Source organism: Bradyrhizobium sp. STM 3809 (genome assembly GCF_000239795.1).
Lineage (GTDB): Bacteria > Pseudomonadota > Alphaproteobacteria > Rhizobiales > Xanthobacteraceae > Bradyrhizobium.
Map to the genome: position 1 here is coordinate 1 of NZ_CAFJ01000214.1, position 15,757 is coordinate 15,757.

13 protein-coding genes are annotated in these 15,757 nt (G+C 66.1%); 6 read left to right on the forward strand and 7 right to left on the reverse strand.

Annotated elements, in window-relative coordinates; all coding sequences use genetic code 11:
* Nucleotides 1-262: L,D-transpeptidase family protein (locus BRAS3809_RS11540; protein ID WP_035656115.1), on the forward strand; the 262-nt coding region annotated here is incomplete at its 5' end.
* A gap of 27 nt (nucleotides 263-289) precedes the next feature.
* Nucleotides 290-1,075 (forward strand): 2-keto-4-pentenoate hydratase, encoded by a 786-nt coding sequence (locus BRAS3809_RS11545; RefSeq protein WP_008962275.1) that lies wholly within the window; start codon nucleotides 290-292, stop codon nucleotides 1,073-1,075.
* Nucleotides 1,076-1,103: 28 nt separating this feature from the next.
* Here BRAS3809_RS11545 and BRAS3809_RS11550 read toward each other — a convergent pair whose 3' ends face one another.
* A complete protein-coding gene (locus BRAS3809_RS11550; protein WP_008962276.1) occupies nucleotides 1,104-1,790 on the reverse strand; it encodes a YggS family pyridoxal phosphate-dependent enzyme in 687 nt (228 codons plus the stop codon).
* A gap of 112 nt (nucleotides 1,791-1,902) precedes the next feature.
* Here BRAS3809_RS11550 and BRAS3809_RS11555 point away from each other — a divergent pair, with 112 nt between their 5' ends.
* Entirely contained in the window at nucleotides 1,903-3,600 is a 1,698-nt protein-coding gene (locus BRAS3809_RS11555) for a sensor domain-containing diguanylate cyclase (protein WP_008962277.1), read from the forward strand.
* 21 nt (nucleotides 3,601-3,621) lie between these two features.
* Here the strand turns inward: BRAS3809_RS11555 and BRAS3809_RS11560 are convergent, their stop codons facing one another.
* Nucleotides 3,622-4,608: a GGDEF domain-containing protein gene (locus tag BRAS3809_RS11560; RefSeq protein ID WP_008962278.1), complete on the reverse strand. Its 987-nt coding sequence runs from the start codon at nucleotides 4,606-4,608 to the stop codon at nucleotides 3,622-3,624.
* Between the two features lie 326 nt (nucleotides 4,609-4,934).
* Between BRAS3809_RS11560 and leuS the strand changes: the two genes are divergently transcribed.
* From leuS to holA, 3 genes are read left to right on the forward strand one after another with little or no spacing between them, the layout of a single operon-like run.
* Nucleotides 4,935-7,559 carry a leucine--tRNA ligase gene (gene leuS, locus BRAS3809_RS11565; RefSeq protein WP_008962279.1) on the forward strand — a complete coding sequence of 875 codons (2,625 nt, stop codon included), beginning with the start codon at nucleotides 4,935-4,937 and terminating at the stop codon, nucleotides 7,557-7,559.
* Nucleotides 7,546-8,097: an LPS assembly lipoprotein LptE gene (gene lptE / locus BRAS3809_RS11570; protein WP_008962280.1), complete on the forward strand. Its 552-nt coding sequence runs from the start codon at nucleotides 7,546-7,548 to the stop codon at nucleotides 8,095-8,097. The genes leuS and lptE overlap by 14 nt, the downstream gene beginning before the upstream one ends.
* 18 nt (nucleotides 8,098-8,115) lie before the next feature.
* On the forward strand, nucleotides 8,116-9,144 hold the full coding sequence (holA, locus tag BRAS3809_RS11575) for a DNA polymerase III subunit delta (RefSeq protein WP_008962281.1): 1,029 nt from the start codon (nucleotides 8,116-8,118) through the stop codon (nucleotides 9,142-9,144).
* Between the two features lie 518 nt (nucleotides 9,145-9,662).
* On the opposite strand, the gene BRAS3809_RS11580 is transcribed toward holA, so the two are convergent.
* The 5 genes from BRAS3809_RS11580 to mnmE all read right to left on the reverse strand — a co-directional run bounded on the left by BRAS3809_RS11580 (nucleotide 9,663) and on the right by mnmE (nucleotide 15,721).
* A complete protein-coding gene (locus BRAS3809_RS11580; protein WP_008962282.1) occupies nucleotides 9,663-10,559 on the reverse strand; it encodes a ParB/RepB/Spo0J family partition protein in 897 nt (298 codons plus the stop codon).
* Nucleotides 10,560-10,720: 161 nt separating this feature from the next.
* A complete protein-coding gene (locus BRAS3809_RS11585; RefSeq protein WP_008962283.1) occupies nucleotides 10,721-11,572 on the reverse strand; it encodes a ParA family protein in 852 nt (283 codons plus the stop codon).
* Between the two features lie 31 nt (nucleotides 11,573-11,603).
* On the reverse strand, nucleotides 11,604-12,272 hold the full coding sequence (gene rsmG / locus BRAS3809_RS11590; protein ID WP_008962284.1) for a 16S rRNA (guanine(527)-N(7))-methyltransferase RsmG: 669 nt from the start codon (nucleotides 12,270-12,272) through the stop codon (nucleotides 11,604-11,606).
* A 12-nt stretch (nucleotides 12,273-12,284) separates the two neighbouring features.
* Entirely contained in the window at nucleotides 12,285-14,162 is a 1,878-nt protein-coding gene (gene mnmG, locus BRAS3809_RS11595) for a tRNA uridine-5-carboxymethylaminomethyl(34) synthesis enzyme MnmG (RefSeq protein WP_008962285.1), read from the reverse strand.
* 224 nt (nucleotides 14,163-14,386) lie between these two features.
* Entirely contained in the window at nucleotides 14,387-15,721 is a 1,335-nt protein-coding gene (mnmE, locus tag BRAS3809_RS11600; RefSeq protein WP_008962286.1) for a tRNA uridine-5-carboxymethylaminomethyl(34) synthesis GTPase MnmE, read from the reverse strand.
* Nucleotides 15,722-15,757 lie beyond the last annotated feature (36 nt).

Sequence of the window (15,757 nt, forward strand, 5' to 3'; positions counted from 1 at the left end):
CGACCGGCATTACAACCAGCCGATCCGGCTGCGCGGCGACCAGCCCGGCGACCGGCTGGCGCGCGAGGATCACCTGTACGACTTCATCATCGAGATCGACCACAACACCCGGCCGCGCATTGCCGGACGCGGCAGCGCCGTGTTCCTGCATCTGGCGCGGCCGCATTTCGGTCCGACCGCCGGCTGCGTGGCGATGACCCGGCCGCAGATGTTGCGGCTGTTGCAAAGGATCGGCCCGCGCACCAGGATCGACATCGCATAAGAAGAGAAGAGACGAGGGGAGGACATCATGCGCGCAACCGACCAGCCGGCCGGCGCCTCGGCCATCCTGCGCTCGCATTGGCGGCAGGGCAGCAAGCTGACCGCGTTGCCACCCGAGCTGCGCCCGCACGACCGGGTGCAAGGCTATGCGATCCAGGCCGAGCTCGAGAAACACTCGGACAAGCCCCTGTTCGGCTGGAAGATCGCCGCCACCAGCGAGGCGGGACAACGCCACATCAACGTCGCGGGCCCGATGGCCGGCCGCATTCTGGCCGAGACGGTTCTGCCGGTCGGCGGCACCGCAGCGATGGCCGGCAACGCGATGCGCGTCGCCGAGCCGGAATTCGCCTTTCGCTTCGGCACCGACCTGCCGCCGCGGCCGGGACCTTATGATGTCGCCGAGGTGCTCGCCGCCGTCGCGACGCTGCATCCGGCGATCGAGATCCCGGACTCCCGCTTCGCCGATTTCGTCAGCGCCGGCGAGGCGCAGCTGATCGCCGACAATGCCTGCGCGCATCTGTTCGTGCTCGGCGAGCCGACCAGGGCCGACTGGCGCAGCCGCGACCTGGTCGAGGAGCGGCCGCGCATCACGCTGCGCGGCGAGACCTTCACCGGCCACGGCCGTAACGTGCTGGGTGATCCCCGGATCGCGCTGACCTGGCTGGTCAACGAGCTCAGCGCGCTCGGCATCACGACGCGGGAAGGGCAGGTGGTGACGACCGGGACCTGTCATCCGCCGCTGCCGATCAGCGGCGGCGATCACATGGAAGCTGATTTTGGCGACCTGGGGCGGGTGTCGGTGAGATTCGCTTAACTCACCGTCATCGCGAGGCGCGGGTCGCTCAGCGGTGGCCGAAGATCGCCGAGCCCACCCGCACATGGGTGGCGCCGAACTGGATGGCGGTGGCGAAATCGGCGCTCATGCCCATCGACAGATTGGCCAGCCCGTTGCGCGCGGCGATCTTGGCGGTGAGGGCGAAATGCGGCCCCGGCGCTTCGTTGACCGGCGGGATGCACATCAGGCCGGAAATCTCCAGGCCGTAGTCCTTGCGACAGGCGGCGATGAAGGCGTCGGCGTCGCCGGGCGCGATGCCCGCCTTCTGCGGTTCCTCGCCGGTGTTGATCTGGACGAACAGCTGCGGATGCCGGCCCTGGGCGGCGATCTCCTTGGCGAGCGCGGAGCACAGGCTCGGACGGTCGACCGAATGAATGGCGTCGAACAGCGCCACGGCCTCCTTGGCCTTGTTGGATTGCAGCGGGCCGATCAGGTGCAGCGACAGCCCCGGATGCGCCGCCATCAGCGCCGGCCATTTTCCTTTGGCCTCCTGAACCCTGTTCTCGCCGAACACAAGCTGTCCGGCCAGGATCACCGGCTCGATGGCGTCTGCGGCGAAGGTTTTCGACACCGCGATGAGCGTCACCGAGGCACGGTCGCGCCTCGCGTCGTTGCAGGCGCGCAGGATCTCCTGCTCGACCGCGGCAAGCGCTGACGGTGCGGATGAGAGAGAGGCGGTCGGGGTGTCTGGCACGATGACATCCGTGGTTCGGTAGATTTACGGGTTTGGCTGCAATTTTACGGAGTTCGAGAAAGGGTTCTTGAACCCTTCCCCTTACCCTGCTCGCCGGGGGTAGGGGTCAGAAATGCCAAGCATCCGCTTCAATCGCAATAGAGTGAAGCTGAACCGGCTGATGGGGATTCGCGCGCGCCTTGCGCTGCTCGCCCTGATCCTGGTTGCGCCGCTGATGCTCGAACGCGCCAGGTCGCTCGAAAGTGCCAGAACCCGGCAGATCGCGCTCGCCTCGGAAGAATTCTTCGGCCTCGCCCGGCAGAGCGCCGATATGCAGCGCGAAGTCATCATGTCGGTCGAGACCGTGCTGAAGTCGACCGCTTATGTCCGGGCCTCGGCCACCGGCGTGAGCCGCAGCTGCGACATGATGCGGGCGAGCCTGCCCGCGACGCTGCCCTGGATCCGCACGCTGATGATCGCCGGCCGCGACGGCCGGATCCAGTGCTCGACCAACAACCAGTATGTCGGGCTGGATTTCAGCGACCGGCCCTATTTCCGCGGCGCCCAGGAGACGCGCGACTTCGTCTTCAGCGATTATCTGCTGTCCAAGCCCACGCAGATGCCGATCATGATGGCGGCGTATCCGGTCGGTGCGATCACCGGCGATCCGGATGCGGTGATGCTGGCGAGCGTGAACCTGGAATGGATGTCCAAGATCATGAACAGTCTTGGCGGCCGGCCGGGGATCACCGCGGTGCTGATCGACAGCGAGGGAACCGTGCTGGCGGCGCCGGCCGACCGCACCGAGCTGATCGGCCGGCCGCTCGACAGCGTTCCGCTGCTGTCGGCCGTCGCCGAGACGGCGATGAGCTCCAACAAGCCGGCGGAGACGATGAGCTTCACCGCCGCCGACGGTTCCAAGCGCGCCATCACCTTCACCCGAATCGCCGACACCGGCTCGCGGCTGATCGTCAGCATCGACGAGACCCGCGTCACCGCCGCCATCGATCGCGAGATTCGCAACGCCTATCTGCAGGCGGGGCTCGTCTGCCTGATCGTGCTGCTGGGTGCGCTGATCGCGGCCGAGAAGCTGATCGTGAAGCCGGTCAGCATGCTTGCGGCCACCGCCAAGCGCTTCGGCCTCGGCCACTGGTCGGCGCGCGTGGCGACCAAGCATCTGCCGTCGGAGTTCGTGCCGCTGGCGAAGTCGTTCAATGCGATGGCAGCCAAGCTCGGCCAGCGCGAGCGCGAGCTGGTCGCCGCCAACGACCGGCTGACGGTGATGGCGTCGATCGACATGCTCTCGGGCCTGGCCAACCGCCGCGGCTTTCAGAACCGCATCGACGTCGAATGGGATCGCGCGCAGCAGACAGGCGGCGACCTGTCGCTGCTGATGATCGATGTCGATCATTTCAAGCTCTACAACGACACCTATGGCCATCCCGAAGGCGATGCCTGCCTGTCGCGGCTCGGCGAGGCGCTGTCGGAGATCGCCGGCGCCACGACGGCGTTTGCCGGCCGCTATGGCGGCGAGGAGTTCTGCCTGCTGCTGCCCGGCATGAACGCCAAGCAGGCGCTCGAGATCGGCGAACAGGTCCGCGCGGCGGTGCTGGATCTGGAGATGCCGCATGCGACGTCGGTGCACCAATGCGTCACCGTCAGCGTCGGGGTGGCGTCGACACGCCCCAACCCGTCGCTGACGTCCGGCGACCTCATCGAGGCCGCCGACGCGGCCCTCTATGCCGCCAAGCATCGCGGGCGCAACACCGTGGTCGGCCATGGTTTCGGGGATTTCGCCGACGATCGCGGCAGCGTCGCGCGCGCAGGCTGAGCCGGCACGGCGCGGAACAGATCAGCCGACCGCCAGCTTGCGATCGAGCTCGAGCTCGGTGACGACGCGGTTGCGGCCGAGCTTCTTGGCCAAATAGAGCGCCCGGTCGCAGCGGTCGATCAGATCAGCCATCGATTCGCCGAACTGGAACTGGCCGACGCCGATCGACACCGTGATCTGCGGCAGGATCTCGCCGGTCGAGCGGCGGGTGAACTGGCAGTCCGCGATGGTGCGGCGGATGCGCTCGGCGATCGCCGTGCAGCCTTCGAGATCCGTCTCCGGCAGCACCGCGATCAGCTCCTCGCCGCCATAGCGCGCCGGAAGATCCTTCTCGCGCACGCGCTCGCGCAGCGCCTTGGCGACGAGGCGCAGCACCTGGTCGCCGACGCCGTGGCCGTAATTGTCGTTGAACTTCTTGAAGTGATCGACGTCGATCAGGAGGATGGCGAGCGGCTCGTCGCGCTCCATGGCCTCGATCTGCGCAATGCGGAAGAACTCTTCGAGCGCGCGGCGGTTCGGCAGACCGGTCAGCGTATCGGTGCGCGCGCGCTGCTCCGACTTGTTCAGCGAGTCGCGGATCGTATCGAGCTCGCGCGACTTCTCGGCAAAGCTCGCCTCGAGCTTCGCGGCCCGCGCGGTCGCCTGGGCCAGCTCGCTGACGAGATTCTCGATCAGGATCTTGGGATCGACGCCCTGCTCGCTGCGCTCGGCGACGCCGTCGATCGCCGCCATATGCGTGCGGTTGTCGGCGATCGCAGCGGTCAGATAACTCTTGGCCGAGTCCATCACGCCATGCAACTGCTGCGAGACTTTGTGGACGACGGCGGCTTCCGTACCCTGCTGGCCGATATACGTATCGAACAGCGCCTGGTTGGTGGTCTTGTCGAACTTGCGCTTGTTGCTGACGAGAATGTCGACGGCGCGCTTCAGATCCGAGGCCGAGCCGAGCGAGTATTTGAACCACAGATGGAAGTTGTTAGGCGTCGGTGGCACGCGCTGTTGCGCCATCGATTTCATGGCCTTTTCCGCGACAGTCGTCGCGTACTCGAAGTCAAGCTCGTCGAACGTAGCGCCGGACACGATGAGGAGTAATCCCAGATGCGGGCCTTAAGCCTGGATTTGTGCACTTAGTCTCCCATTCAAGTCTTAACCGCGCCTCAACCCGACCTCCGACACTCCCGGCGCAGCGCGCAAAAAAATCGCGCGATTACCGTCGCTTAGCAGCTGCACGAAATGGTATCATCATCTGCCGCCCCATTGACCGAGGTGCTGCTTTTGTGGCCTAGTCCGCCGTCTTGAAACGACGCGAATCCTCGAAAATTACAAGCGATTCCATGACATCCGAACGCTACAACGCCCGTGAAGCCGAGCCGCGCTGGCAGCGCCAGTGGGACGAGAAGGCGATTTTCGCCACCAAGAACGACGATCCGCGTCCGAAATACTACGTACTCGAGATGTTTCCCTATCCCTCGGGACGCATCCATATCGGCCATGTCCGTAATTATACGCTGGGCGACGTGCTGGCGCGGTTCATGCGCGCCAAGGGCTTTAACGTGCTGCATCCGATGGGCTGGGACGCGTTCGGCCTGCCGGCCGAGAACGCCGCGATCGAGCGCAAGGTGGCGCCGAAGGCCTGGACCTACGACAACATCGCCGCGATGAAGAAGCAGCTGCGCTCGATCGGCCTGTCGCTCGACTGGGCGCGCGAGTTCGCCACCTGCGATCCGTCCTACTACAAACACCAGCAGAAGATGTTCCTCGACTTCATGCAAGCCGGGCTGGTGGAGCGCGAAAAGCGCAAGGTGAACTGGGATCCGGTCGACATGACCGTGCTCGCCAACGAGCAGGTGATCGACGGCCGCGGCTGGCGCTCCGGTGCGGTGGTCGAACAGCGTGAGATGAACCAGTGGGTGTTCAAGATCACGAAGTACTCGCAGGAGCTGCTGGACGCGCTCGACGGCCTGGACCGCTGGCCCGACAAGGTCAGGCTGATGCAGCGCAACTGGATCGGCCGCTCCGAAGGCCTGCTGATCCGCTTCGCGCTGGATCCCAAGACCGTGCCCGCCGGCGAGACCGAGCTGAAGATCTTCACGACGCGGCCCGACACGCTGTTCGGCGCCAAGTTCATGGCGATCTCGGCCGACCATCCGCTGGCGCAAGCGGCCGCCGCGAAGAACCCCGCACTCGCGGCGTTCATCGCCGAGATCAAGCGCATCGGCACTGCGCAGGAGGCGATCGACACCGCCGAGAAGCAGGGCTTCGACACCGGCATCCGCGCCGTGCATCCGTTCGACCCGAGCTGGACCCTGCCGGTCTATGTCGCGAACTTCGTGCTGATGGAGTACGGCACCGGCGCCATCTTCGGCTGCCCGGCGCACGACCAGCGCGACCTCGACTTCGTCAACAAATACGGCCTCGGCAACACGCCGGTGGTCTGCCCCGAGGGGCAGGATCCGGCGAGCTTCGTCATCACCGACACCGCCTTCGACGGCGACGGGCGGATGATCAATTCGCGCTTCCTCGACGGCATGACCATCGCGCAGGCCAAGGAGGAGGTGGCGAAGCGTCTGGAGAGCGAGCAGCGCGGCGGCGCCGCGGTGGGCGAGCGCCAGGTCAATTTCCGCCTGCGCGACTGGGGCATCTCGCGGCAGCGCTATTGGGGCTGCCCGATCCCGGTGATCCACTGCGCCAAATGCGACGTCGTGCCGGTGCCGGCCAAGGACCTGCCCGTCGTGCTGCCGGATGACGTCACCTTCGACAAGCCGGGCAACGCGCTGGACCACCATCCGACCTGGAAGCACGTCACCTGTCCGACGTGCGGGGCTAAGGCGACCCGCGAAACCGACACCATGGACACGTTCGTGGACTCGTCCTGGTACTTCGCGCGCTTCACCGATCCCTGGAACGAAACCGCGCCGACGACGCCCGCGATCGCCAACCGGATGATGCCGGTCGACCAGTATATCGGCGGCGTCGAGCACGCGATCCTGCATCTGCTCTACAGCCGCTTCTTCACCCGCGCGATGAAGGCCACCGGCCATGTCGCGATGGACGAGCCGTTCGCCGGCATGTTCACCCAGGGCATGGTGGTGCACGAGACCTATCAGAAGGCCGACGGCACCTACGTCAATCCGGCCGACGTGAAGATCGAGGTCGGCGGCAATGGCCGGCGTGCGGTGCTTACCGCGACCGGCGAGGACATCACGATCGGCCCGATCGAGAAGATGTCGAAGTCGAAGAAGAACACGGTCGATCCCGACGACATCATCGAGAGCTACGGCGCCGATGTCGCGCGCTGGTTCATGCTGTCGGACTCGCCGCCGGATCGCGACGTGATCTGGAGCGACGAGCGCGTCCAGGGCGCGGCCCGCTTCGTCCAGCGGCTGTGGCGGCTGGTCAACGAATCGGTCGCGGCCGCCGCCGAGGCCCCCTCCTCCCGCCCGGCCGAGTTCGGCGCCGACGCGCTGGCGCTGCGCAAGGCGGCGCATGGCGCGCTCGACAAGGTGACCGGCGGCATCGAGCGGCTTCACTTCAACGTCTGCCTGGCCCATATCCGCGAATTCGCCAATGCGCTCGCGGACGTGCTGGCCAAGCCGGCCAAGCTGGCGCCGGACCTCGCCTGGGCGATCCGCGAGGCGGCCGGCATCCTGGTGCAGCTGTTCTCGCCGATGATGCCGCATCTGGCCGAGGAATGCTGGCAGGTGCTGGGTCACTCCGGCCTGATCTCCGAGGCGTCCTGGCCGCAAATCGAACGAGATTTGCTGGTTGAGGACAGCATGACCTTGGTCGTGCAGGTCAACGGCAAGAAGCGCGGAGAAGTCACAGTCGCCAGCAACGCGCAGAATCCGGAAATTGAGTCTGCCGTTTTGACCCTCGATGCAGTAAAACTGGCGCTGGATGGCAAGCCCGTCCGCAAGGTGATCATTGTTCCCAAGAGGATCGTGAATGTCGTCGGCTAGGTTTCGGATCGCTGCACGCCTGATCGCCGTGGCCGTGCTGGCTGGGCTGACGGCCGGCTGCTTCCAGCCGATGTATGCCGAGCATGCCGACGGCACCCCGGGCCTGCGCGAAAAGCTGATGGGCGTCGAATTGCCGCCGGTCGACAAGCCGAACGCCTCGCCCGAGGCGCGCATCGGCGTCGACATCCGCAACGCGCTCGCCTTCAAGCTCTACGGCACCGCCACCGGCATGGCCCCGACGCACAAGCTGGTGCTGAAATTCCAGACCAGCCGGTCGTCGCTGATCGTGTCGCAGACCACGGGCCTGCCGACCACGGAGAATGTCGGCATCGACGTGCAGTACAACCTGGTCGACCTCGCCACCAACAAGTCGGTCATGACCGGGACCACCTTCGCGCGTACGTCTTACGACATTCCCGGCTCGTACCAGCGCTTCGCCCGGCAGCGCGCCTTCCGCGACGCCGAGGACCGTGCCTCCGAGGAGGTCGCCGAGAAGATCAAGACCCGGCTCGCGGCGTTCTTCACCGCGGGCACCTGACGCACGGCTGACACCGCCGTGGTCGCGCTGCGCGGACGAGACATCGACGCCTTCCTGGCCAGGCCGGACGCCTCCCGTCCGCTCATTCTGCTTTATGGCCCGGATGCCGGCCTCGTCCGTGAGCGGGCCGAGGCGCTGATCGCCTCCGCCGTCGACAATCCCGACGATCCGTTTTCCGTGGTCCGGCTCGATGGCGACGAGCTCGCCGCCGAGCCGTCGCGCCTGGTCGACGAGGCGATGACCGTGCCGCTGTTCGGCGGCCGCCGCGCCATCCGTGTCCGCGCCGGATCGCGCGTCTTTGCCAGCGGCGTCGAAACACTGAGCCAGATGAATGTGCGCGATTGCCGGATCGTCATCGAGGCCGGCGACATCCGGCCGGATTCGCCACTGCGCAAGATCTGCGAGAAGGCCGCGACCGCCGTGGCGATCGGCTGCTATCCCGACACGGAGCGCGATCTCGCCAGGCTGATCGACGACGAGCTGCGCACCGCGAATCTGCGCATGGCGCCGGATGCGCGGTCATATCTGATGGCGCTGCTCGGCGGCGACCGCCAGGCGTCGCGCAACGAGATCCGCAAGCTGACCTTGTTCGCGCATGGCGAGGGCGAGGTGACGCTCGACCATGTGATGGCGGTGGTCGCCGATGCCTCGGAGATGAAGCTCGACCCGATCGTCGACGGCGCCTTCGGCGGCAAGCCTGACGTGGTCGAGACCGAGTTCGGCAAGGCGATGATCGCCGGCACCTATCCCGGCGTGATCATCTCGGCTGCGCAGCGTCACGCCGCATGGCTGCACAAATCGGCGCTCGCCGTCGCTTCGGGCGCGCCGGTCTCCTCCATCCTCGAGGGCGGGTTTCCGCGGCTGCATTTCTCGCGCAAGCCGAGCGCCGAAGTCGCACTGCGCAACTTCTCCCCTGCCCGGCTGCTGCCGATCATCGACCAGCTCGCGACCGCCGCGCTCGACATGCGCAAGCAGCCGGGACTGGCCGCGGCGATCGCGCAACGGACGCTGCTGTCGATCGCAGTGGCCGCGCGGCGGAAGGGATGATCGCGGGCGGAACGCTGGTGCGCTGAACGCGGCGTCGAGAGCTCGACCCGAACGAACCTTTCGGCCCGCGTGCACCTTCAGCCCGTCAGGACCCGAGACTGTCCACACCCTCCGCCGTCATTCCGGGGCGCCCGAAGGGCGAGCCCGGAATCCATCGGGCCGCAGCATCTGCCGTCAAATGGATTCCGGGCTCGTGCTGCGCACGCCCCGGAATGACGGAGGAGAGAGCCGGGAAGGAACTCGGGCACTACGACCAGGAAAGACGCTCGTAGGCGCAGTCGTTAGCCGAATAGCTCCTTCCAGTTAGTAGCTCGTCATGCCCGGGCTTGACCCGGGCATCCATCCGCTTCGAAACAAATCGCCAAAAAGTATGGATGGCCGGGTCAAGCCCGGCCATGACGAGAGGTGAGAGCGGAGAAACAAACTAATAGGAAGCGACGCAGGTTCGTGAGCGAGCGCGGCGGCGCATCGGCGCCGGGCATGCGGTGCGGCGGCGCGAAAGCGCCACCGACCACACCCTAGCCCTGCTCCAACCTTCGCATCACCTCGTCGAGCTGTTCGAGGCTGCGGTAGGTGATCTGTACGGTGCCGCCGGGATCGCGGTGGCTGATCGAGACGTTGAGGCCGAGCGCGTCGCCGACGCGCTTCTCGAGCGCGATGGTGTCGGCGTCCTTCTTCTCCGGCGTCGCCCCGCCGCCCGAGCTGCGCGGCTTCTGCGGCTTGCGCTCGGGCACGCCCTCCTCATGCGCGAGCGCTTCGGTCTGGCGGACGTTCAGCCCCTCGGCGATGATCTTCTTCGCCGCGATCAGCGGATCCGGCAGGTTGATCAGTGCGCGGGCATGGCCGGCCGAGATCTCGCCGGTGGCGATGAAGCCCTGCACCTCCGCCGGCAGCTTGGTGAGCCGCATCATGTTGGCGACGTGGCTGCGGCTCTTGCCGACGATCTTGGCGATCTCTTCCTGGTTGCGTTTGAACTCGTTGGCGAGCGCGTGATAGCCCTGCGCCTCCTCCATCGGATTCAAGTCCTCGCGCTGCACGTTCTCGATGATCGCGAGCTCCAGCGCATCGCTGTCGCTGACGTCCACGGGAACGATCGGCACCTCGTGCAGGCCGGCGGCCTGCGACGCGCGCCAGCGGCGCTCGCCGGCGATGATCTCGAAGCGGTCCTGCTGGCCCTTGATCGGACGCACCACGATCGGCTGGATCACGCCGTGCTGCTTGATCGACGCGGACAGCTCCGCGAGCTCGCCATCGGCAAACGTCTTGCGCGGATTGCGCGGGTTCGGCTTGAGAAACTCGATCGGCACCTTGCGCTGATTGCGCGGCCGCTCCGGCGGCGCGCCGGCCTCGCGGTTGACGTCCCCGATCAGACTGGCAAGGCCCCGGCCCAAACGCGATCGCGACTCGTCCGCCATCGCCTTCTCCTTTGGATTCACGTCACGCTCCACTTGCGTCCTGCTACCGAACCGCGGCGTCGGCGCAATGAAAGGGGATTGCGAATCCCGCTGCCGGAATTCGCCGTCATCCTCAGCTCAGGTCCGGCTGACCCGGGGCCAGCCGGCGCCATGGCAATCGGTTAGTTGGCGCGCAGGTCGCGCTCGCGCTGGATGACCTCGGTCGCGAGCTTCAGATAGGCTTCGCTGCCGACGCACTTCAGGTCATAGACCAGCACCGGCTTGCCGTAGGACGGCGCTTCCGAGATGCGCACGTTGCGCGGGATCATCGTGTTGTAGACCTTCGATCCCATGAATTGGCGGACATCGGCGACGACCTGGTTGGACAGGTTGTTGCGCGAGTCGAACATCGTCAGCACGATGCCGTGGATCGACAGGTTCGGGTTCAGGGTCGAGCGCACCTGCTCCACGGTCTGGAGCAATTGCGACAGACCTTCGAGCGCGAAGAACTCGCACTGCAGCGGCACCAGGATCGCATCCGATGCGGCCATCGCGTTGACCGTCAGCAGGTTCAGCGACGGCGGGCAGTCGACCAGCACGTAGGTGTAGTCGTTCTCCGGCGAGACGTTGTTGTTGAGGCCGGCGATCGCGTCGCGCAGACGGAAGGCGCGGTTGGCGCTGGTGCCGAGCTCAAGCTCGAGGCCCGACAGGTCCATCGTCGAGGAGGCGATGTGCAGCCGTGGCACCGCGGTCGCGACCACGGCGTCGCGCAGCGAGGCCTCGCCGATCAGCACGTCATAGGTCGAGCAGTTGCGGCTGCCGCGGTCGATGCCGAGACCCGTCGAGGCGTTGCCCTGGGGATCGAGATCGACGATCAGCACGCGCTCGCCGATCGCGGCCAGCGCGGTGCCGAGATTGATCGCGGTCGTGGTCTTGCCGACCCCGCCCTTCTGATTGGCGAGCGCCAGGATGCGCGGATGCCCCTCCGGGTGCGGAGCCCTATCTTCTTGATAAATCTGATCAATTACGGACATGCGCGGTCGCCATGGTTGTTGCTGCGGGTGTTCAGCTTCGCCGCTCGATGCAATCGATTGCGACGATCCAGCCCTGCCCGCCCGTCCGGCTGGAATGAAGTTTCGGCTCAATTTTCCAATACTTAGTAGATTCGGTCAATTCCGCTTCTACATCTTGACCCTTGAGAAACAGCGCTTTCGCGCCTTTTTTCACCAGGGGCTCCGCAAAGCCGATGAGTTGATGTAGCGGAGCCAGCGCCCGTGCGGTCACGCAATCGACTCGCCCGCTCCACTTCTCCACGATATCCCCGATCTCTGACAAATGCACTGTCCCAGGTGAGCCGGTGACGCGAATTGCTTCGCGCAGGAAGGCCGCCTTCTTGGCGATGCGCTCGACCAGATGGACCTGCGCGCCGGGCCGTTCGGCGAGCGCACAGGCCAGCACCACGCCGGGGAAGCCGCCGCCGCTGCCGAGGTCGACCCAGATCCTGGCCTCGGGGGCGAGATCGAGCAGTTGCAGTGAATCCGAAATGTGCCGCGTCCAGAGATGCGGCAAGGTGGACGGCGCGACCAGATTGGTCTTGGCCTGCCACTCCAGCAGCAACGCGATGTAGCGATCGAGGCGCTGCTCGGTTTCACGTGAAACGGGAGTCAGCGCCAGGGCCGCCGCCTTGTCGGATGCGAGCTCATTTGGTGCGGCTGCGGACGATGCCGGTTTCACGTGAAACGTTCCTCAGCCCGCAGCCTTGTTGCGCCGAGCTTCGCGGCGAAGATACGCGGCGAGAATTCCAAGTGCCGCCGGCGTCATCCCATCGATCCGACCGGCCTGCCCGATCGTCCATGGCTTCGCGACGGTCAGCTTGGCGCGCGCCTCGTTCGAAAGACCGGGGACGATCGCATAGTCGATGTCGCCGAGCACCAGACCCTCATCGCGCCGGAAGGCATCGACGTCCTCGCTCTGCCGGCGGACATAGACATCATATTTGGCGTCGATCTCGAGATGGGTGGCGATGGCCGGATCGATTGAGCCGAGCTCCGGCCAGATCGATCTCACCTTCGCGAAATCGATCTCAGGATAGGCCATCAGCTCGAACGCCGAGCGGCGCTGACCATCCCTGTTGAGCGTGAGGCCGTGCTTGGCCGCCTCGTTGGGCGTGATCGTCAACGACTTCGCCGCGGTACGCGCGGCCTCAAGTGCGGCCATCTTGCGCTGGTGAAAACGTGCCCGCTCGCCGCCGACGCAGCCGAGCGCGAGGCCCTTGTCGGTCAGCCGCTGATCGGCATTGTCGGCCCGCAGCGTCAGACGATACTCGGCCCGGGAGGTGAACATCCGATACGGCTCGGTAATCCCGCGCGTGACCAGGTCGTCGATCATCACGCCGAGGTAGCCGTCGGCGCGGTCGAACACGATCGGCTCCCCACCACCCGCCGCGAGCGCGGCATTGAGCCCGGCGACCAGACCCTGCGCCGCCGCCTCTTCATAGCCGGTTGTCCCGTTGATCTGGCCGGCCAGGAACAGTCCTTTCAGCCGCTTGGTCTGCAGGGTCGGTTCGAGCTCGCGCGGATCGACGTGGTCGTACTCGATCGCGTAGCCGGGCCGGATCATCCGCACCCGCTCCAGGCCCGGAATGGTCGGCAGCAGCGCGAGCTGAACCTCCTCCGGCAGCGAGGTGGAGATGCCGTTCGGATAGACCGTCGTGTCGTCGAGCCCTTCCGGCTCCAGGAAGATCTGGTGGCCGTCGCGATCGCCGAAGCGGACGATCTTGTCCTCGACGGACGGGCAATAGCGCGGACCGGTCGACTTGATCTGGCCGGAGTACATCGGAGAGCGATGGACATTGGCGCGGATCACCTCGTGGGTCGCGGTCGTCGTCCGGGTGATGCCGCACTGGATCTGCGGCGTCGTGATCTTCTCGGTCAGTACGGAGAATGGCTCGGCCGGATCGTCACCGGGCTGCATCTCGACCGCCCCCCAATCGATCGTGGTGCCGTCGAGCCGTGGCGGCGTCCCGGTCTTGAGACGGCCGAGCTTGAAGCCGACAGCTTCGAGCGAGCGCGACAAACCGAGCGCCGGCGCTTCGCCGACCCGGCCGGCCGGCCAGGTCTTCTCGCCGAGATGGATCAGGCCGCGCAGGAAGGTCCCGGTCGTGATCACGACCGCCCCGCAGGCCAAGGAGCGGCCATCGGCGAGCTTCAGCGCCGCAATCCGTCCGCCAGCGACGACGAGCTCAGCCGCCTCGCCTTCGATCACCGTGAGATTGGCGGTCTCTCGGATCGCGGATTGCATCGCGGCAGCGTAAAGCTTCCGGTCCGCCTGGGCGCGTGGACCACGCACCGCCGGTCCCTTCCGCCGGTTCAGAACCCGAAACTGGATGCCGCCGGCGTCGGCGACCCGCCCCATCAGACCATCGAGCGCGTCGACCTCCCGGACGAGATGCCCCTTCCCCAGCCCGCCGATGGCGGGATTACAGGACATCGCGCCGATGGTCGCGAACTGATGCGTCACGAGGGCCGTTCTTGCGCCCATGCGCGCCGAGGCGGCCGCGGCTTCGCAGCCGGCATGGCCGCCGCCAATGACGATGACGTCGTAGGATGTCAGATGGTCGGTCATGGCAGCTTATCTAGCGATTGGCGACGACGCCCGGAAGACGTTTCACGTGAAACAGGAGTTCGGCACGTCGCCATGTTTCACGTGAAACAGCGCGCATCGCCGAGGTGACGTGTTTCACGTGAAACGTCCGAGAGACCCACGCCTGTTTCACGTGAAACGTTTGACGATCGGTTAACCAAGCAACCTTTGCTTAAGCATATTGGAGCCGATGGCGTCTCCGCCATCTACTTTCCGATGCAGAACTCTCGGAAGATCACATCGAGCAGATCCTCGACATCGACGCGCCCCAGCAGCCGGCCGAGGGCTAGCGCGGCGATCCTCAGCTCCTCGGCGACGAGCTCCTCGCCAAGATCGACCGTCTTCAGGCTTCGCTGAAGCGCATCAGCCGCCTGCCGAAGGGACTGTCTCTGACGCTCCCGGGTGATGAGCCCGCTCTCGGTCGACCCAAAGAAGTCGCGGGCGAAGCCTACGAGCGCATCCAGCAGCGCCCCCATCCCTGCTCCGCTCCTTGCGGAGATCCCAAATGTCCGGCTCGCCTTCGTATCCAGCCGTGTGCCCCGTTCTGCCCCGTCCAGATCTGTCTTCGTCCGAACCAGCCAGAGCGGCGTTTCACCCTCGCGCTCCAACTCGGCGCCGTCGTGCTCCGACAACCAAAGAACCAGGTCGGCATGAGCCGCGCGGTCCCTGGCGCGGCGGACACCCTCCTGCTCGACCGGATCGTCGGTCTCCCGAATGCCCGCGGTGTCGATCACCGTCACCGGATAGCCGTCGAGGTCGAGCTGGACTTCGATGAGGTCCCGCGTCGTGCCTGCTTGCGGTGAAACGATCGCCACCTCGCGCCGCGCCAGCTGGTTCATCAGGGTCGACTTGCCGGCATTGGGCGGTCCGGCGATGACGACGGTGAGACCGTCACGGAGCCGCTCGGCCCGCCCCTGCGCTGCCAGCACGGCTTCGATCTCTAAGAAGAGCTGTTGAACCCGCGACAGCGCCGGCGCCAACAGCTCGGCGGGCACGTCGCCTTCGTCGGAGAAGTCGATCCCCGCCTCTATCAGCGCGGCGGCCTCGATGATCTGCTCGCGCCAGCTTCGCGCTCTGTCCCCGAGCAGACCTTTCAACTGCCGCAGCGCCTGGCGCCGCTGGCGATCCGTATCGGCGTGAATGAGATCGTCCAGACCCTCGGCTTCAGTCAGGTCGATCTTGCCGTTCTCGAACGCACGCCGCGTGAACTCGCCCGGCTCCGCTGGACGTAGCTCGGGCATTTCGGACAACACCCCGAACAACGTCGCGATGACCGCGCGGCTACCATGAATGTGGAGTTCGACGACGTCCTCGCCGGTGGCGCTAGCCGGGGCTGGAAACCACAGCACCACGGCATCGTCGATCGGCTCGCCCTGGGGATCGCGCAACAGCGCCCGTGTTGCGAGGCGCGGCGCCGGCATCTTCCCGGCCAACATCTGAAGAGCGGCGCCAGCATGCGGACCCGACAGCCGGACGATCGCGATCGCGCTCGGCAGTCGCCCGGAGGACAGCGCGAAGATGGTCTGGTCGTGAGGATGCATGAGCCCCAGTTGGGCGCAGTGGGCCGGAAAGACAAT

Coding starts and splice junctions, on each gene's coding strand:
- BRAS3809_RS11545 (WP_008962275.1), top strand. CDS start 290: ATGCGCGCAACCGACCAGCCGGCCGGCGCCTCGGCCATCCTGCGCTCG.
- BRAS3809_RS11555 (WP_008962277.1), top strand. CDS start 1,903: ATGCCAAGCATCCGCTTCAATCGCAATAGAGTGAAGCTGAACCGGCTG.
- BRAS3809_RS11560 (WP_008962278.1), bottom strand. CDS start 4,608: ATGGCGCAACAGCGCGTGCCACCGACGCCTAACAACTTCCATCTGTGG.
- leuS (WP_008962279.1), top strand. CDS start 4,935: ATGACATCCGAACGCTACAACGCCCGTGAAGCCGAGCCGCGCTGGCAG.
- lptE (WP_008962280.1), top strand. CDS start 7,546: ATGTCGTCGGCTAGGTTTCGGATCGCTGCACGCCTGATCGCCGTGGCC.
- BRAS3809_RS11580 (WP_008962282.1), bottom strand. CDS start 10,559: ATGGCGGACGAGTCGCGATCGCGTTTGGGCCGGGGCCTTGCCAGTCTG.
- BRAS3809_RS11585 (WP_008962283.1), bottom strand. CDS start 11,572: ATGTCCGTAATTGATCAGATTTATCAAGAAGATAGGGCTCCGCACCCG.
- mnmG (WP_008962285.1), bottom strand. CDS start 14,162: ATGACCGACCATCTGACATCCTACGACGTCATCGTCATTGGCGGCGGC.
- mnmE (WP_008962286.1), bottom strand. CDS start 15,721: ATGCATCCTCACGACCAGACCATCTTCGCGCTGTCCTCCGGGCGACTG.